Annotated in this window: 17 protein-coding genes; 5 read left to right on the plus strand and 12 right to left on the minus strand. The window is 68.1% G+C overall.

The features are described 5' to 3' along the window. Positions 1 to 13: 13 nt before the first annotated feature. Both OG758_RS03900 and OG758_RS03905 read right to left on the minus strand, forming a co-directional pair. Entirely contained in the window at positions 14 to 1,459 is a 1,446-nt protein-coding gene (locus OG758_RS03900) for a GntP family permease (RefSeq protein ID WP_326708622.1), read from the minus strand. 183 nt (positions 1,460 to 1,642) lie between these two features. Next, entirely contained in the window at positions 1,643 to 2,632 is a 990-nt protein-coding gene (locus tag OG758_RS03905) for a Bug family tripartite tricarboxylate transporter substrate binding protein (RefSeq protein ID WP_326708623.1), read from the minus strand. A 97-nt stretch (positions 2,633 to 2,729) separates the two neighbouring features. Here OG758_RS03905 and OG758_RS03910 point away from each other — a divergent pair, with 97 nt between their 5' ends. Further along, entirely contained in the window at positions 2,730 to 4,382 is a 1,653-nt protein-coding gene (locus OG758_RS03910) for a sensor histidine kinase (protein ID WP_326708624.1), read from the plus strand. A 151-nt stretch (positions 4,383 to 4,533) separates the two neighbouring features. Here OG758_RS03910 and OG758_RS03915 read toward each other — a convergent pair whose 3' ends face one another. Next, complete coding sequence (locus OG758_RS03915; RefSeq protein WP_326708625.1) at positions 4,534 to 5,760, minus strand: IS30 family transposase; 1,227 nt, start codon at positions 5,758 to 5,760, stop codon at positions 4,534 to 4,536. 65 nt (positions 5,761 to 5,825) lie between these two features. Next, a complete protein-coding gene (locus OG758_RS03920; RefSeq protein ID WP_326708626.1) occupies positions 5,826 to 7,019 on the minus strand; it encodes an RNA-guided endonuclease InsQ/TnpB family protein in 1,194 nt (397 codons plus the stop codon). Between the two features lie 152 nt (positions 7,020 to 7,171). On the opposite strand from OG758_RS03920, the gene OG758_RS03925 reads away from it, so the two are divergent. Next, entirely contained in the window at positions 7,172 to 7,882 is a 711-nt protein-coding gene (locus OG758_RS03925) for a response regulator (RefSeq protein WP_326708627.1), read from the plus strand. A gap of 133 nt (positions 7,883 to 8,015) precedes the next feature. Here OG758_RS03925 and OG758_RS03930 read toward each other — a convergent pair whose 3' ends face one another. Beyond that, positions 8,016 to 8,543: a lamin tail domain-containing protein gene (locus tag OG758_RS03930; RefSeq protein WP_326708628.1), complete on the minus strand. Its 528-nt coding sequence runs from the start codon at positions 8,541 to 8,543 to the stop codon at positions 8,016 to 8,018. Positions 8,544 to 8,962: 419 nt separating this feature from the next. On the opposite strand from OG758_RS03930, the gene OG758_RS03935 reads away from it, so the two are divergent. Beyond that, a complete protein-coding gene (locus OG758_RS03935) occupies positions 8,963 to 9,757 on the plus strand; it encodes an SDR family NAD(P)-dependent oxidoreductase (protein ID WP_326708629.1) in 795 nt (264 codons plus the stop codon). 125 nt (positions 9,758 to 9,882) lie between these two features. Here the strand turns inward: OG758_RS03935 and OG758_RS03940 are convergent, their stop codons facing one another. Together OG758_RS03940 and OG758_RS48825 are read right to left on the minus strand one after the other, a co-directional pair. Continuing rightward, complete coding sequence (locus tag OG758_RS03940; RefSeq protein WP_326708630.1) at positions 9,883 to 10,935, minus strand: cytochrome P450; 1,053 nt, start codon at positions 10,933 to 10,935, stop codon at positions 9,883 to 9,885. Between the two features lie 106 nt (positions 10,936 to 11,041). Continuing rightward, positions 11,042 to 11,122: a tryptorubin family RiPP precursor gene (locus OG758_RS48825; RefSeq protein WP_353963518.1), complete on the minus strand. Its 81-nt coding sequence runs from the start codon at positions 11,120 to 11,122 to the stop codon at positions 11,042 to 11,044. 392 nt (positions 11,123 to 11,514) lie between these two features. Between OG758_RS48825 and OG758_RS03945 the strand changes: the two genes are divergently transcribed. Continuing rightward, positions 11,515 to 12,468 carry a DUF5996 family protein gene (locus OG758_RS03945; protein WP_326708631.1) on the plus strand — a complete coding sequence of 318 codons (954 nt, stop codon included), beginning with the start codon at positions 11,515 to 11,517 and terminating at the stop codon, positions 12,466 to 12,468. 52 nt (positions 12,469 to 12,520) lie between these two features. Here OG758_RS03945 and OG758_RS03950 read toward each other — a convergent pair whose 3' ends face one another. After that, the gene (locus OG758_RS03950; RefSeq protein WP_326708632.1) at positions 12,521 to 12,997 is read right to left on the minus strand and encodes an SRPBCC domain-containing protein; all 477 of its coding nucleotides are present in this window, start codon (positions 12,995 to 12,997) and stop codon (positions 12,521 to 12,523) included. Positions 12,998 to 13,151: 154 nt separating this feature from the next. After that, on the minus strand, positions 13,152 to 13,694 hold the full coding sequence (locus tag OG758_RS03955; protein ID WP_326708633.1) for a DUF1707 SHOCT-like domain-containing protein: 543 nt from the start codon (positions 13,692 to 13,694) through the stop codon (positions 13,152 to 13,154). Between the two features lie 151 nt (positions 13,695 to 13,845). Between OG758_RS03955 and OG758_RS03960 the strand changes: the two genes are divergently transcribed. After that, the gene (locus tag OG758_RS03960) at positions 13,846 to 14,262 is read left to right on the plus strand and encodes a VOC family protein (RefSeq protein ID WP_326708634.1); all 417 of its coding nucleotides are present in this window, start codon (positions 13,846 to 13,848) and stop codon (positions 14,260 to 14,262) included. Between the two features lie 173 nt (positions 14,263 to 14,435). Here OG758_RS03960 and OG758_RS03965 read toward each other — a convergent pair whose 3' ends face one another. From OG758_RS03965 to OG758_RS03975, 3 genes are all read right to left on the minus strand, one after another. After that, entirely contained in the window at positions 14,436 to 15,077 is a 642-nt protein-coding gene (locus tag OG758_RS03965) for a class I SAM-dependent methyltransferase (protein WP_326708635.1), read from the minus strand. A 154-nt stretch (positions 15,078 to 15,231) separates the two neighbouring features. Continuing rightward, positions 15,232 to 16,176 carry a fumarylacetoacetate hydrolase family protein gene (locus OG758_RS03970; protein ID WP_326708636.1) on the minus strand — a complete coding sequence of 315 codons (945 nt, stop codon included), beginning with the start codon at positions 16,174 to 16,176 and terminating at the stop codon, positions 15,232 to 15,234. Beyond that, the gene (locus OG758_RS03975) at positions 16,151 to 17,476 is read right to left on the minus strand and encodes an MFS transporter (RefSeq protein ID WP_326708637.1); all 1,326 of its coding nucleotides are present in this window, start codon (positions 17,474 to 17,476) and stop codon (positions 16,151 to 16,153) included. Before OG758_RS03975 ends, OG758_RS03970 begins: the two co-directional genes overlap by 26 nt. Positions 17,477 to 17,673 lie beyond the last annotated feature (197 nt).

Consider the following 17,673-nt stretch of genomic DNA (forward strand, 5'->3'; position numbering starts at 1 on the left):
CGCTCGCGTCCGGTCAGGCGAGGACGGACAGGAGCAGGGCCATCCCGAGACCCATCACGCTGACCAGCGTCTGCACGACGGTCTGTGTCTTGGTGGCCTGGGTGAGGTCCATGCCGAAGGACTCCTTGACCAGCCAGAACCCGGCATGGTTCACGTAGTTGAGGCCCAGGGAGCCGGCGCCGATCGCGACCACCAGAAGCGAGGCCTCGAGCCCGCCACCCGTGCCGATCAGCGGGGCGACGATGCCGGTGGCCGAGACGATGCCGACGGTGGCCGAACCGGTGGTCAGGGACAGGAGCAGGGCGATCAGCCAGCCCAGCACGATCACGTTGAGGTGGGCTCCCTCGGCCGCGGAGGCGATGGCGTCACCGATGCCGGAGTCCTGAAGCACCTGCTTGAACGCGCCACCGCCACCGATGATGAGCAGGATCGCGGCGATGGACTTGAGGCTGTCCGTCAGGGAGGCGCGGGTCGCCTCGCTGGAGCGGCCACCGCGTACGAGGGTCACACCGAGCGCGAACAGGAAACCGGCGAGCATCGCCACCAGCGGTTCACCGACGAACGTGAGCGCCGCACGCAAGGTGCTGGACTCGTCGAGCACGGTTTCGGCCAGGGTGCGCAGCAGCATCAGGGCGACGGGTATGAGAACCGAGATGACGGCCAGTCCCGTGGACACACCGGCGCGCCGCAGAGTGTCGGTGTGCGTCCCCTCGGCCGGACCGGTGGAAGAAGTGTCCGTGGTGGTGCCGGCTGCGGTGCTCCGGTCGGCACCGGTGAACTGGGCCACGAGCACGGGGTCGGGCCGTACGTCGGCCAGGCGGGGCGCAATCCAGCGGGCGTACACAGGTCCGGCCAGGATGACGGTCGGGATCGAGCAGATGATGCCGACGCCGAGCGTCAGGCCGAGGTCGGCGTGAAGGCCCGTCATGGCGGTCAGCGGTCCGGGGTGGGGCGGCACCATGCCGTGCAGGGTGGACAGCGCGGCGATGGCGGGCACGCCGAGCAGCACGTACGGAGAACCCTTCGTTGCGCCGTCGTCCTCCAGGCGGCGCGCGACGCTGAAGATCAGCGGCAGCAGCACGATGAGCCCGACCTCGAAGAACATCGGGATGCCGATGACGAATGCCGCGGCCGCGACGAGCCAGGGGAGCCTGCGGTTGCTGGAGCGGTCGACGATGGCGTGGGCGATGGCGTCGGTGGCGCCGGAATCGGACAGCAGGCGGCCGAGCATGGCTCCGAGGGCGAGTGTGAGGCCGATGTCACCGAGCGTGCCGCCCGCTCCCTCCTCGATGGACGCGGTCAGTTTCGCCACGGGTTCACCGGCGGCGAGCCCGGTGCCGATGGTCACCACGATGAGGGCGATGAACGGGTGGATGCGGAGCCGGGAGTTGATCAAGTAGATCAGCAGCCCGATCGCCACCGTGAGGACGAGCAACAGGTACCAGGTGTGCGAGGTCATACGGGAGGGGTGCCTTTCGGGAACTGGCCGCGGTCCGGCCTGGGGAATACGGGCATGGCTCGGCGAGCCCGCGCGCACGGGGGCCGGACCGTCCCGGTCATGGGTGGGTGGGATCACGTCGGGCAGCTGCCCGTGGTGAAGGTCTTCGGTATCGAAGCGAGCCGTCGGTGGACGACCGCCCGGTCACTCCCGTCCGAGGGAGGCGGCGAGATCGGCGACGAGCTTGTCCTGCTGGGTGAGGTAGGCCGCGAACGTGTCGCCGGTGGCGAACGCGTCGGTCCAGCCGTGCCGGACGAGCTCGGCCTGCCACCGCCTGGACCGGTGCAACTCGGTCAACGCATCGACCCAGCGCTGTCTGTCGGCGTCGCTGATGCCGGGCGGGGCGACGATGCCCCGCCAGTTGCTGAAGACCAGGTCGATGCCCGACGACTTGAGCGTCGGGACCCCGGCCAGAGGCTCGACCGGATGCTCACCGGTGACGGCGAGGACCCGCAGCTGGCCGCTGTCGACCTGGTCGAGGAACTCGCCCAGACCGCTGGTGGCGAAGTCGACCTCGCCGTCGAGCAGCGCCGGCAGCAAGTCGCCGCCACCGCCGCCGTAGCCGACGTAGTCGACCTTCTTGGGGTCGATGCCGACTGCCTTCGCCAGCTCCATGGGCAGCAGGTAATCCGGTCCGCCGGGGGATGATCCGCCACCGACAGCGAGGCGTTCGGGGGCCCTTCGCCACGCGGTGATGAGGTCGCCGACCGTTCTGTACGGCGAGTCCTTGCGGACGACGACCGCACCTGCCTCCTCGATGAGACGGGCGATCGGTGTGGTCCGGGCGACCGTCACATCCGCCTTCGCCTCGTGCGACGCTCCCACGACGCCGAGGCCCATCTGGAGCGCCAGGTCTCCATTGCCTCGTTCGTCGACGAGGCGCTGCAGGCCGACCGTGCCGCCCGCGCCGGGAAGGTTGAACACCTGCACGTCCGGCGCGATGTGCGTCTCGTCCATGACCCGGGCCGCGGTCCGGGCCGTGGTGTCGTAGCCACCACCGGGTGTGTTGGGCACCATGATCCGCAGATCGCGGTCCGACTGCGCCTGCCCGCTCGGAATCACCCCGCATGCGCTGACGGTGAGGACTGTCAGTACGGCGACGGTGCCGAGAAGGGCACGTGCGGGACCTCTCATGGCACCTCGCTTTCGATTTCAACTGCCGGGCGTCATGATTGTCCGACATGGCACGCGAGCCGCCCACGTTGTGTCCGTAGCAAAGATTGAGTTAATTGTGGTCACGACGTTCCGCCGCCATACCCTCGCGGGCCAGATGCTGGTGCTCCAGCTCGCCATCGTCGTGGTGGTGCTGCTGGCGGTCGCGGGTTTCTCGCTCGCCCAGTCCGAGGCCACCTTCCAACGGGTCGAAGGCCGCAAGGTCGACGCGCTGGCCGAGCAACTGGGCGCCAACCCCCTGGTCCGCAGCCAGCTCGTGAGGCCTGCTCCCGAGGAGGCACTGGCCCCGCTGGTGCACTCCACGCTGGCGCAGTCCGGCGTCACATCAGTGACCGTGGCCGACGCACAGGGCCGCATCGTCTCGTCCACCAACCCCACGGTGGTGGGTGACCGGCTGAACCTGGGAGCGGGGGTTGCCCGGGGCCGCAGCTGGTCCGGCGATCTGACGCTGGACGGAAGCCGCGAGCTGGTGGCCCAGGTGCCGGTTCTGAGCGCTGCGAGGCAGACGCTCGGGCGGCAGCTCGGCACCGTCATGATCGGAGAGGCCTCTCCCACCGTGTGGCAGCGGCTCAGCGGCGCCTCGTCGTACCTGCTCGCCTACCTGGGCATCGCGAGCGGGCTCGGTGTGATGGGTTCCTGGCTCCTCGCCCGACGGGTCAAACGCCAGACGTACGGCCTGGAGCCGCGCGAGATCGCCGGCCTCGCCGAGCACCGCGAGGCGATGCTGTACGGGATCGCGGAGGGCGTCGTCGCCTTGGACCCGCAGCTCCGTCTCACGCTGGTCAACGACGTGGGCCGACGCCTCCTCGACCTGCCCGAGGACTGCGTGGGGCAGAGCGTTGACGACCTGGGTTTCGAGGGGCGGCTGCGGGACGTACTCGTAGGGGCCCGGCACGGCGAGGCCGACCGCCACGACCAAGTGGTGATCCGCCGTGGGCGTCTGCTGGTGATGAACCGGATGACCGTCATGAAGGACGGCCGGCTGCTCGGCTCGGTGACGACCCTGCGCGATCGCACCGAACTGGCCGAACTGGAACGGGAGATCGGCTCCTTCCGCAGCTCCTCCGAGCTGCTGCGCGCGCAGGCCCACGAGTTCGCGAACCAGCTCCACACCATCTCCGGTCTGATCCAGATCGGGGAGCAGGACGAAGTGGTCCGCTACATCCGCGCCCTCAACCAGCGCCGCCAATCGCTCGATGTGACACTCGCCCGGCGCGTGCGCGACACCGCGATCGCCGCGTTGCTGATGGCGAAGTCCTCCCTCGCTGCCGAACGCAAGGTCAGCCTGCGGATCTCCGCCGGGACCGCACTCGGCCGGCTGGCACCGGAGGACGCGGCCGATCTGGCCACCGTGATCGGCAACCTCGTCGACAACGCGGTGGACGCCGCCGCTTCCGATGACGACACCGGCGACGCGTGGGTCGAGGTGGAGCTGCGGCAGGACGCCTCCAGCGTGCAGGTCGTGGTCCGGGACTCCGGCCCCGGCCTCCCGCCCGAAGTGGCTCGGGAGGTCTTCGCGCACGGATTCACCACCAAGGCCGCCCAGGAGGGCGAGCGCGGGATCGGCCTCGCCCTCACCAAGCTCGTCTGCGAGCGCCACAGCGGCGAGATATCGGTGGCCAACACCGCCGACGGCGCCATGTTCACCGCCCACATGCCCCTCGGTCACCCCGCCGATATGGCGCCGGCGCCCGAAGGAGTCCCCGGTTGACGCTCCCCTCCCTGAGGCGCATTCCATAGATCGTTGCAACACGTGATGCTTTCCGTGCCGCTCTTCTATTCGAACGGCGGTGGACTTAGACGTTCAGTCTTGGCTTCTCATCGAGACATGACGGTGGAGCATGCTACCGCGCCACCGCGTGTCAGCTCGCGGCTAGAAGAGCGGCCATCCGGTCAGCCGGCGTCGCCCAATCCAGCACTTCGCGGGGTCGTTCGTTGAGTTCAGCAGAAACGGAATCGAGGTCGATGCGAGTGAAGACGGATAGGTCGGTGCTCTTCGGAAAGTACTGCCTCAGAAGGCCGTTGGTGTTCTCATTGGTGCCTCGCTGCCAAGGGCTGGCAGGGTCGCAGAAGAAGACCGGAACTCCAGTGGCCTTGGTGAACTGCTGATGATGCGCCATCTCCCCACCTTGGTCCCATGTGACCGATCGCCGCAATTGCGCGGGAAATTCCATCATGGCGGACGTCAGAGCCTCCCTCACGGCGACCGCACCCTTGCCGGGCAGATGCAGGAGTTTTGTGTAGCGAGTCGTTCGTTCCACCAGCGTGCCGATGGCAGAGCCCCCAAGGTTCGGCCCGGTGATCAGGTCGCCTTCCCAATGTCCCGCAACAAGGCGGTCATCAGCTTCCGTCGGACGCTGCTTGATCATGACCATCCCGGTGATGGAGACGGAGGCCCGATGGTGGCGTGCCATCGAGCGAGGCCGGCGGCGGTGTCGACGCGTCCGCAGCACCCTCTTCGCTTCGCGCTCGAGCAGGTTCCCGCGGGCATAGAGGGACCGATAGATGGTCTCCACGCCGATGCACATATCTTCTCTGTCTGGATACTTGAGGCGCAGCCACTGCACGATCTGTCGAGGGCTCCACTTCTTGTCCAGGAGGGACTGGATGACAGTCCTCAGTTCCCCATAGCTCTCAATCTTCCGAGCTTTGGGGCGTGGTCGACGCGCAGCCGCACGCCTTTGTGCCGAGTGGGGCCGGTAGGTGCCATTCGCATTCCTGTTACGTCGGATCTCCCGGCTGACGGTCGATGGGCTCCGACCGAGCGCAGCAGCGATGGCACGGACGGAACGGCCCTCTCGCAGCAAATCACTGATGTGGCCACGTTCCTCCTCGTTCAGATAGCGAGAATTCCCGGACGCAAGGTCACATGTGACGGGTTCCCTGAACTCGGGCAGCGGGAGCCGGGCCCCATTACTGCTGCTGGCTGCCCTGCCATTGACCCAGACCTTCCCCGTTCTGTAGCTGACCCCGACAGTGTGACTAGCTTCTTTGATTCCCATGCCCTCTCGAACGAGCTCGACGAACTTTCGTCGCGCTTGTACACGGGCTGTCCCCCCTGGCTTGCTGCCACGGTGGTACTCGAACATGCAACACACCTATCTACCTGTGGTGTTGCTACGACGGTGGGAATGCGCCTGAAGGGAGGGGCTCCTTACGGCTCGCGCCGTGAGGTTTCCTGTTTCATCGCCGACTGCCCGCCCGGAGAACTCCGTTGAGGTCTTACACCAGCTCCGCAGGCTGTAACCGCCTGCCCGGCGGCCAGAAGGTTCTTCGCTGCGTTCACGTCCCGGTCGTGGGTTGTGCCGCAGTCACACGTCCACGTGCGGACGTTGAGTGGCATCTCGTCAGCCAAGGCGCCGCAGGAGGAGCACAGTTTCGAGGAGGGGAACCACCGGTCGATGGCGATCACCTCACGCCCGTACCAGGCGGCTTTGTACTCCAGCATGCTCCGGAACTGAGACCACGCGGCATCGCTGATGGCGCGGGCCAGTTTCCGGTTCTTGACCATGTTGCGCACGGTCAGGTCCTCGATCACGAGCGTTTGGTTGTCACGCACGAGCCGAGTGGTGATCTTGTGCAGGGCATCGCGTCGGCGGTCTGCGATCCGGGCATGGATCTTGGCCACTTTGCGCCGGGCCTTGGCCCGGTTCACCGAGTCTTTGGCCTTCTTCGCCAGCCTGCGCTGAGCTTTCGCAAGTGCGACCCGGTCGCGGCGCTCGTGCCTGGGGTTGGCGATCTTCTCGCCCGTCGAGAAGGTCAGGAGGTGGTCGAGACCGGCATCGATGCCGATGGCGGCATCAGTGGTCGGCAGGTGCTTGATGCCGGGGTCGTCGCACAACAGGGAGACAAACCAGCGTCCGGCCGCGTCCTGCGACACGGTCACCGTGGAAGGACTCACGCCGTCCGGCAGCGGTCTCGACCACACGATGCGCAGAGACTCGCTCATCTTCGCGAGACTCAGCTCACCGTCCCTGAAACGGAACGCCGAGGCGGTGTACTCGGCGGACTTCCGCGACTTCTTCCGGCTCTTGAAGCGCGGGTATCTGGCCCGCTTGCCGAAGAAGTTCGTGAACGCCACCTGCAGGTGCCGCAAGGCCTGCTGGAGCGGAACCGACGACACCTCGTTCAGATACGCCAGTTCCTCGGTCTTCTTCCACGCCGTCAACATCGCGGAACTCTGGTTGTAGTTGACCCGCTCCTGCCGCGCCCACGCCTCGGTCCGAGCGGCAAGCGCCAAGTTGTAGACCTTCCGCACACATCCGAACGTGCGCGACAGCTCCGCTGCCTGCGCATCCGTCGGATAAAAGCGGTACTTGAACGCCCGCTTCACATGGCTCGTGGTCACACTCGCAAACTACCGTCGCCACACGAGACGTTCAAACCCGCGGGTCAGAACACTGCGCTCCGCCCTGGCAGCGCATCCCAGCCCGCTGCCCTGCCCCGCAGGAGTCCGATTCCTTACCGCCCCGAAGGGCGGAGTATCCACGGAGGTATCCGATGACCGCCCCGCACGACACGGCCGCCGGAGACGACTGGATCGACGTGCTCGTCGTGGACGACGACTTCATGGTGGCCCGGGTGCACCGCACCTTCGTCGAGCGCGTCGTGCCGTTCCGCGTCATCGGCACCGCGCACACAGGGCAACAGGCGATCGACGCCGTCGAGGAACTGCGCCCCGACCTCATCCTGCTCGACCTGTACCTGCCGGACGTCTTCGGTCTCGATCTCATACCGCGGCTGCGCTCCGCAGGCCACGACTGCGACATCATGGTCATCAGCGCCGCCCAGGAAGCGGAGACGGTGCGCCGTGCGGTCCGCCGCGGCGTGGTCGACTACCTGCTCAAGCCCTTCGACTTCGAGGACCTGCTCCCCCGGCTCGAGCGGTACGCCGCCCGACGCCGCCGGCTGCTCTCCGCGGTCGTACGGGGCCAGGCCGACGTGGACCGCGTGCTGGGCGGAACAGCCCTGAGCGCTCCGGGCGGTGGCCTGCCCAAGGGTATGAGCGTCGAGACCGCCGCGATGGTCGAACGCACCCTGCGCGAGGCTGACGGCACTCTGTCCGCCACGGAATGCGCCGCCCTGACCGGCATCTCCCGTGTGAGCGCCCGCCGTTACCTCGAGTACTTCCACGGCACCGGCAGCGCCGGCGTGTCACTGCGCTACGGCGTCGCCGGCCGACCGGAGCGCCGCTACGACTGGCACGGGTGACGTCGCAGCGGTAGCCGTGGCGTCGTCGGCAGCCAAGAGGGGGCGTCCCGCAGATAGTGCTGCGGAACGCCCCCTCCGAGGCGGGTCATCGCTGCCCGCGGGCTGGGAGTCCCGCGGGCAGGTTCAGGTCAGGTCAGCGGTGGCCGCCTCGGTGGCCGCGGTCGTCGCCGTGGTGCCCGCGGTCGTCGCGGTCGTCGCGGTGGCCGCCCCAGGAAAGGGTGTCGACCCTCCGGTTGCGGTCATCGCGCAGGGTGGCGGTGTCGGAGCGGTTGTCCCACGCGTACCTGCGACGGTCCTGGTACACGTCACGGCCGCTGTCGCGCCCGACACCGGTGTGGACGCGGACCGTCGCGCGGCCCGCCAGGCGGTAGTGATGGAAGGTGTAGGTGCGACCGTCTCTGGCCGACAGCGTCCACCCGTCGAGGTTCACCGCGTGGCGGGACGTGTTGGTGACATCGACCCACTCCTTGTTGAGGGAGCGGTTGGTGCCGTTGTCCCAGCCCGGGGAGTCGTACTGCGCGCCGGAGATCTCGACGCGGTCGCGGTGCGGGCGGCCATCGGCGTCGGCCGATGCCGACGCGGCGAACGTGCCGACCAGCGCGCCGGCCGCGAGGGCGGCGGCAGCCGCACGGCGGGCAGTGACTGACATGAAAGCGGACATGAATGCCCCTTCACTTTGTACTGCAGACCCGTGTACCGGCGTAGTGCGCCGCAGGTCTGCGATGTGCGGGTCCCGGCCCGGTGGCCGAGAACGCACAACTTGCCAACAGATCGTCCTGAATGTGTGCACGGCGTGAAGGTGGTTACACGTCGTCCATATTTCTGTTGCTCTCACATGTATCGTCCATTTATGCACTGAAGGCACCAAGTTGACGCCTCGGCCGTTACCCCGCACGACTCCGGCCCGGCTTTCTGCCGCGTCTCGCGACATCACGTCACCCAAAAGCGCGTAACAGCCGTACCGCTCCCCACCCGTTCGGCCCCAATTCCGGGTGCCCGGACATCACCGGGGGTCTGCTAGCGGGAAGAGTCTCGTGACGACCCGCCGATCACCGACTCATTCCAGTAAGGGAACAAGACGTGCACCTGGACCTTTCGGGCCGGACCGCTCTGGTGACGGGCTCCACGCAAGGCATCGGAGCCGCGATCGCGACCGGACTCGCCCGCGCCGGCGCGCGGGTCGGAGTCAACGGACGCGACCAGGGCAGGGTGGAGGCGGCCGTCGAGCAGCTCAAAGTCGGCGTGCCGGACGGCGAATTCGTTCCGGTCGCCGCCGACGTCGGTTCCGAGGAGGGCGCTCAACGCGCCTGGGAAACGCTGCCTGACGTGGACATCCTCATCAACAATCTCGGTATCTTCGACGCGAAGAACCCTTTGGACATCACGGACGACGAATGGCGCCGCTACTTCGAGGTGAACGTGCTGGCCGCCGTCCGGCTCACGCGGCTGTACCTGCCGCGGATGACCGAACGCGGCCGGGGGCGCGTCCAGTACATCGCGAGCGACTCCGCGGTGGTGATCCCCGCCGAGATGATCCACTACGGCATGTCGAAGACCGCTCTGCTCGCGGTCAGCCGCGGCTTCGCCAAGCACGCCGCGGGAACCGGCGTCACCGTGAACTGCGTCATCGCGGGCCCTACTCACACCGGCGGCGTCGAAGACTTCGTGTACCAACTCGTCGACCGCGACCTGCCGTGGGACGAGGCGCAGCGCGTCTTCATGCGCGAGTACCGCCCCCAGTCCCTGTTGCAGCGCCTGATCGAACCCGAGGAGATCGCCAACATGGTGGTGTACCTGAGCTCCGACCTGGCGTCCGCGACCACGGGCGGCGCGCTGCGGGCCGACGGCGGATACATCGACGCCATCCTTCCGTAGGGCGGCGCGCGCCCCACGATCGTGTGCGTCGGGCCGGAAGACTCCTGCGTTGTCTCTGCGCAGCGCCACCAAACAGCCGTCGCCCGAAGGAAGTTCGACGAGGCCATGGCAACTCCCGCCGTTCGTCAGGCTGTTCCGGCCTTCGTCAGGCGTACTTCCTCGACCCCCAGCAGGCCGAGCAGCGGAACCCTGCCGGTGCGCTGCTCGGGATCGACGACGAGCCCTGAGCTGCGGATCCGATCCAGCAGCAGTTCGGCGAGCGGCATTACCATGTGCCGTCCCCAGCAGCGCTCAGAGGCATGCCCGAAGGGCAGATAGCCCGGCGTGGCGTCGGGGTCGAGTTCGTCCCAGGGCTCGGGCCGGAACGCGGCCGCGTCCTCCCACCGGGCCGGGTCGCGGTGCGAGAGCAGGGGAAGCAGCAGGACGTCGTCGTCATCCCGGATCCGGCTGTCGATCGCGGGGTACTCCGGGGAGGCGTTGCGGAGGATGTTCCACGAGGGCGGCAGCAGTCGCAGAGCCTCGTAGATGATGTTGCGGTTCGACGTGCTGTCGTCGAAGGGGGAGCCGAGCCACAGCGCGTTCGCGACGAGTGTCGAGACCGTGAAACACACCGGGGCGGCCGCTCGCCGGTAGACACCCATCGCGTACCTGCGGTCCTGGTAGCCGACGGCCTCGGCTGCCCGCCCCGCAAGACCGGTGAGGTGGGCGCCGGGGCGCGGCCAGCCGGGCAGCGCGGCGCCTGCGGCGATCACGGACCAGGTCAGCTTGGGCGTCAGTTCGAGGTTACGGCTCATCAATATCCGCAGACGGAGGGGGTCTTGGCCGAGGATGAGGTCCCTCAGGAAGAGGTGTCCGGTGAGAGGCCAAGGACCCGACAGGTCGACGTCCGACGGCAAGGGGCGCTTCAGTGCCTCGCGGACGTCGTTGCCTACCGTCCGGATGACCGAGGAGGCTTCGTTGCGCGAGATCGAGCGGCCGTGCAGCGGCTTGAACGTCGGCCGCTCGGTCTCCGTCGCCCGGCGCGCGGCGAGGATCCGGTCGGCGACGTCGTATCCGGCCACTCCGACGGTGTCGCTCTCGAGCCTGAAGACGTCCTGGCCCAGGTGGTCGTCGAGGAGGGCTGTCAGTCGCGGGGCGAACACGGTACGGCGCGTGCGCGGCGCGGAGGTGAGCGACACGGGTTCTCCGGTGGCGGTGGGGGCGGAACCCCCGCTGTACGGCAGTCGGCGTCGGGCGCAGTGCTCGCTGCCACCGCACAGCGGGGGCGGGTGGAGGCATGCCGGGTCAGTACCAGAGGTACCAGGCGTTCGCCTTCAGGGACTTTCGGGCCGCGGCCTTGTTGCGGATAGCGAAGAGAAGCTTCATCACTGCACCCCCTCTCAGGGCGGACGGAAGCGCGACGGGTGCCGGGGTGAGCCGGTGAAGATCGCATGCCGGTGGCGCGGTGAACCTTCCCTGCCGTGATCAACGGCCAATCCATCAATTCACCGAAGAGCGTTTCGCCTATCCACTTTCAGACTCTGCGTTTCCCTGCGCACGCAGTGCTCTCCGTGACCGTGTGCGGCCTCGAAGGGTCGCCGGGTTCGCCTCATGCACTGGTCGCGGCGCTGCGGGTGAGACCGGGAAAGGGAGTGGTGCAACACGCCGGATCGCGGAAGGCGTCGTTCCCACCGCGGCCGGTTTGGCCGGATGGGCAGCCCTCGCCGCCGAGCAGGCAGCGCTCTGACCTGCGTGCGAAAATGGCCGGGAGGCTCTCCATGAGTGAACGACTCAACGCATGGCCGGCGCTGGTCTACGAGGATCTGGCGCCCATGGTCGACTACGTGAACCGGCTGGTGCAGGTCGGAGGCAAGTACACCCTGGACGAGCCCTTCGAGGCCGGCTGGGGAAACATCGTTCTCGATGTCACCCCCCGCGGACTCCGGACGCCGACCTTTCGGCGCCAGGGAGTCACCTTCGAGGTGCACTACCGACTGCTCGACAGTGACGTGGTCGTCGAGTCCGATCGGGGCTCGGTGACGGTACCCGTGTCCGACGGATCCCTCGCCGCCTTCTACGCGTCGTTCTGCGACGCGGCGGCCGAGCTCGGTGTGCGCCCACCACGCACCTCGCTGATCTGCGAGATCCCGGGTGCCCCACGGAAGTTCGAGGACGATCAGGTCGAACGCACCTGGGACGGCGACGCGGCTCGGCTGATGTGGACGGCGTTCGATCTCGCGGCCGGCGGACTCGAAACGTGGCAGGCGCCCTTCCAGGGCCATCGCCCCCGGGTCGGTGTGATGTGGGGCGGTTTCGATCTGTCCGCCACCCGTTACCGGGCGCATCCAGCCACCCCCGAGGCCGACCGTCCGGCGTTCATGCAGAACGCCGCGCGCGATGAGTACGTATCGGTCGGGTTCACCTTCGGCGACGCCAAGTCGCCGAACGCAAGTATGTACGCCTACATCTGGCCCCAGCCGGACGGCCTCGAAGGCCGCACCTGGGGTGTCGACGGCGCGGCCTGGAATCCAGGTGCGGGGCTGGTCCTGCTCCCGTGGTCCACGCTCAGGAAGACGGCCGACCCTCGCCAGGCCGTCGTGGCGTTCGGCGACGCCGTCTACGAGGCGGCCGTGGAAACAGCGGGCTGGCCGGCCGACGTGATCGGATCCCGCTGCGACGGCTGGCGCATGAGCACGACACCACCGGCGGCGGTCCGGGGCCGGGATCAATGAACCAACGGTCGTCGGACGGCGCCGGCCCGCGTCTTCATTCCTGGTGGAGACATCACCTACCGTAGACGAGCCCGGCCAAGTGGTGCAGCGAGTCGGTGAGATGCTCCGGGCCGAACGGCGGGAACCGGATGTACTCCCGGATGTGCTGCGGCACCCCCGACCAGTCGTAGGTGAGCGTGACCTCGGTCTCGGACGGACCGAGCGGCGCAAGGTCGTAACGCCAGATCCAGCCGCCGAAGTCCAGTTCTCCGTCGTCCTTGCGGTACCCCGTCAGCCAGCCGATGGTGCGCGGCGGGCCGAGCACCTGGACCTTGTTGACCGTCTGGTAGTCACCGTTGGGATGGTTGGGGTGGTACATGTCCATCCGGAAGATCTGCCCCACCTCGGTCAGCGGCGCTCGGTCGACGGATTGCTGAACCCAGCCGGTGCCGTCGATCGCAGCATGGGCCGTCGGGTCCGCCAGCACGGCGAACACCCTCTCAGCGGGCGCGGCCACGGTCAGGGTGGCGCTCACATTGTCCTCGGCCATGGTGTGCGCGCTCCTTGTCAGCTCATCCCGGGCCTCCCGCAGACACGGAAGTGGGGGTTCCCCATATGCAGACGAGCCGGCGAGGCGGAACTCATCGGTCGTGCGGGCGGGACCCGCTCCCAGGGCACCACTGGCGACAGTGAGCGCCGATCCCTCAACGCCGCGCGTGGCGGATCTTCAATCGGCCGAACCCCACGGTCCCGGAGATCCGGATCCTCTGCCCGCCCGTGCCGGAGTGCCGCGGGGTCTTGTAGCGCAGGTCCTTCCACCCTGTGTGCAGACCCTCTACGTCGACGATCGCGTCGCGAGGCACCGTGATCTTGGCCCTGCCGGTGCCGACCTGGAGCTCGATGTCGACTGTCGAGTGCTCGAAGACTGCCCGGGACAGGTCCAGGCGCACACTTCCGAAGGCGGACTCGACCTTGAGGGTCCGAGGGACCTTCCAGGCGCCGCTCCGCTTGATCCGTCCGCCGAGGGCGCCGATCGTGGACGAGGTGCCCGCGTCCTCCTCCGGGAGCGAGGCGAGAGCCGGCGCGAGCTCGCGGTGCGTCCTGGCGCTGAGGACCTGCTGGAGACGGCCGTCCATGTCCTCATGCGAGATGTGCCCCTCGGCGTACGCCTCCTGCACACGTTGCACGGCTGAGTCGCGGTCGTCTTCGCTGATCGGGCGTGCCGAATTTTCCTGCGGGAGAGTCACCGTTTCACTCTAGTGTCGGGAATTCCGCTGCCGCCGAGGAATCCACGCGGCCAGGCCCAACCCCGGGAAATCGGCCTGCGCCTATCCCCACTGAGCAGGCGGAACGCGACTAGTGTGCACCCCTGACAAAACGTCACGAAAGGAATCACTCATGGTCTCTCGACTCAATCCGTACATCAGCTTCGCCGGTGACGCCAAGCAAGCCATGGAGTTCTACAAGAGCGTTTTCGGCGGCGAGCTGTCGGTGAACACGTATGGAGCGTTCGGTTCCGAGACGCCCCCCGGATACGCCGACAAGGTCATGCACGGCTTGCTGGAGGCCCCGAACGGCTTCATGCTCATGGGCGCCGACAACCCGCCGGGCATGGAGCTCAAGCAGGGCAACAACTTCTCGGTGAGCCTGAGCGGCGACGACGCCGACGAGCTGCGCGGCTACTGGGAGAAGCTGTCCGCCGGCGGCACCGTGGCGGTCCCGCTGGGGAAGCAGATGTGGGGTGACGTGTTCGGTATGTGCACCGACAAGTTCGGCGTCACCTGGATGGTCAACATCAGCGAGGCCGGCGCCTGACCCGCATCGCACAGGAGCGGAACCGCGCGAGTGCCTCGGTGAGGTTGCCGGAGCCGCACGCCGCGTGGAAGGCCTTCTCGGAGATCCCCGCCCAGACCCGGTCACGCGGCGTGCGGTTGATGTCCCGGCGGGGGTACCCGCCCTCCTCCAGGGCGCGGGACCGCGGTGTCGCGTCAGCTGCCTCTGCGCATCAGCAGACGCCCCTGGCGGAACCGTTCGCCCTCCCGCGGCTCGCGCAGCATCCGGCCCACCTCGGCGAACCCGGCCTCGGCGGCCATCTTCGCCAGGTCGTCGATCGGCCACCGGTACGCCGTCACCACCTTGTGGTCGAACTCCGTGACCGGATCGTCCCCGGACTCGAAGAAGCCGAGCAAGAGGTGGCCGCCAGGCGTGAGTACACGGCAGAACTCGTCGAAGTACGAGGGCACGTCCTGCGGTGGGGTGTGGATGACCGAGTACCAGGACACGATGCCGTTCAGCGAGCCGTCGGCCAGGCTCAGCGCGTCCATGGACCCCACCTCGAACCGCAGGTCCGGGTAGGTCTCGCGGGCCAGGTCGACCATCACCGGCGACAGGTCGACGCCGAAGACATCGAGGCCGAGGTCCCGCAGATGCGCGGTCACACGTCCCGGGCCGCAGCCCAGCTCCGCCACGGGCCCGCCCTCGTTCGTCCGCGCGAGTTCGGCGAACGCGGCGAGCACCGCGCGGTCCAGCGGCTGTGCGTCCAGCGCATCGCGGGTGACCTCGGCGTAGAGGACGGACACGGCGTCGTAGGCGTCCGCTGTCGCCTTGCGGTGTGAGGGAGTTTCAGTCACAAGCGACGAGACTAGAGCCTTGCCTTGTCTCGCCGACAAGTGCCCCGTCGCACGGCCCTCCTCCCCCGGTCAGCCCCTGCGTGGCTCAACCGCCTTGCCCTGCAGGCGGTTTGGCGACGGCCGGCGCGTGAGGCGGCCGCCGCACACACATCGGTCACCGGCGCCCACGCGCGGCTGTTCGGTGCGCACGCCGCGCCAGTGGGTGGTCGATCGCTTCGACCAGCCAGTCCAGCTCCGCCTGGTCTCCGCGTACGGGGTTCGAGAGCTTCCCGACGCCGTCGATGGTGATCTCGACGACGTCCCCGCCCCGCAGGGTGAAGTCCAGTCCCGGCACGATGCCGGTGCCGGTGGACAGCACCGCGCCGTCGGGGAACGGCTGGGAGTGCCAGAGATGGTCCACCAGTCCTTGCGGAGGACGGTGGAAGGAGGCCGTGGTGGTCGTCGCCTCATAGGCGACGGCACCGTCGCGCCGCACCTCGAGGGCGATCTTCAGCGCGGTCGCGTCCTCGATCTCCCAGAAGGGCGCTATGCCCGAGGACACCGCGGCGCTTCCGGCATAGATCTTGGCCTGGGGCAGATAGAGGGGATTCTCGCCCTCGATCGATCGGGAGCTGACGTCGTCCACGATCACGTAACCGACGGTCTCGCCGTGCCGGTTGAGCACCAGGCCGAGTTCGGGCTCGGGGACGTCGAGGTCCGAGTCGTCCCGTACGGCGATCGGCTCGTCGTCGGTCACGACCCGCCAGGGCTGGGACTTGAAGAACAGCTCAGGGCGCGCGGCGTCGTAGATCCGCTCGTACACCGACTGCTCGGTGCTCTCCGCGACCCGGGCGTCCCGGGAGCGCTCGTACGTGACACCGGCGGCCCACAGTTCCATCAGGCCGTCGAGCGGCGGGAGCAGCAGCACGTCGCATACAGGAAGGCCGGGGTCGGTGGAGGCCGCGGTGGCCTCCACCAGCGCGCGCAGGTCGGCTGCCGACAGTCGCAGCAGGTCGGCGATGCGCGGTGCGCCTTCGAAGGTGCGAATGGTTCCGGTCTCGTCGGCGACTGCGGTGTATACGGCCCCGGTGTCGTCAGCGAAGCGCACGATGCGCGTCATCTTCGGTCCTTTCTGCGGGAGTTCGGGTGGTCTGACCCACCCAGTGGAAGCCGGTGACCACGACGGCCCCGGCGGCGGCGATCGCCGCGATGACATAGAGGCCGCCGGCCCCCGAACCGGTACCCGACTCGACGGCTCCCATCACATACGGGCCGACGAAACCGCCGAGGTTCCCGAACCCTGAGATCAGCGGGATGGTGGCGGCGATCTGGATGCCGGCGAGGATCGTCGGCGGAACCGTCCAGAACACCGGCTGCGCGCCCAGGAAGCCGAAAGCGGCGACACACAGGGCGGCGACCGCGGGTACCGGCGGCAGGAGCACGCCGCCGAGCAGTCCGACGACGGTCAGTACGAGGGCGATCCGCAGCGGCCCGCGCCGGTCGCCGGTGCGGTCCGAGTACCAGGGCAGGATCACCACGCCGAGCAGGGCGAACACCCAGGGCAGCGCGGAGACGAAGCCGATGCCGACGTCGCCGAGACCGTCGATGCGCCCGACCAGCGCGGGCAGCCAGAACGTGACCCCGTACACGCTGATCTGGATCGCGAAGTAGACGAACATCAGGCGGAGCACCCGGCTGTCGCCGATGACAGCGCGGGCGCGCCGGGGTGAGCGCAAGCTCGGGTCCGGGCGGTCCACGGCGATGCGGTCGGTGAGGAGCGTCTTCTCCTCGCCCGTCAGCCAACTCGCCTGCTCCGGGCGGTCGGTGAGGAGCCAGGGGACGGCGATCGCCAGCAGGACGGTGGGTGCTCCCTCCAGGAGGAACATCCACTTCCAGCCGTCGAGTCCGGCCAGCCCGTGGAGCCCGATGAGATAGCCGCCGAGGGGGTTGCCGATGATGCTGGAGATGGCGACAGCCGACTGGAACATGCCGGTCGCCTTGCCGCGGTCGGCGGCCGGGAACCAGTACGTGATGTAGAGGATCACGCCGGGGAAGAAGCCTGCTTCGGCGGCGCCGAGCAGGAAGCGCAGCGTGTAGAAGCTGGTGGGGCTGTTGACGAGTGCCATCGCGCAGGACAGCAGACCCCACACGAACATGAGGCCGGCCAGCCAGCGGCGGGCGCCTACCCGGTGCAGGGCGAGGTTGGACGGGACGCCCAGCACGGCGTAGCCGACGAAGAAGACGCCGGCGCCGAGGCCGTAGGCGGCGGCGTCGATTCCCACGTCCGCCGCGAGGTGGGGTTTCACCAGCGCGACGTTCGTGCGGTCCAGAAAGCTCAGTACGAACATCAAGAAGAGTGGGGGGAGCAAGCGCCGGGACACCTTCCGGCGCACGCTCTCCAGGGTGGGCACCGTGTTCATCGGACCTCCTGCGGTCCACGCTGATTCGCGGAGAGGGCTGCGGCTGTCTGTCAGATGTCTGACTTGGGGACCCCGTAGACATCTGACCACTGGACCGTAGTCATGGCCCAACTGACGGGCAATACCTGGGAAGCAACCAGATGATCTGAGCGAAACATCTGGCAAGCACGGCAGACATCTGACATCTTGGCCATCAA

This window comes from Streptomyces sp. NBC_01474, assembly GCF_035918215.1.
GTDB classification, from domain to species: Bacteria; Actinomycetota; Actinomycetes; order Streptomycetales; family Streptomycetaceae; genus Streptomyces; species Streptomyces aureus.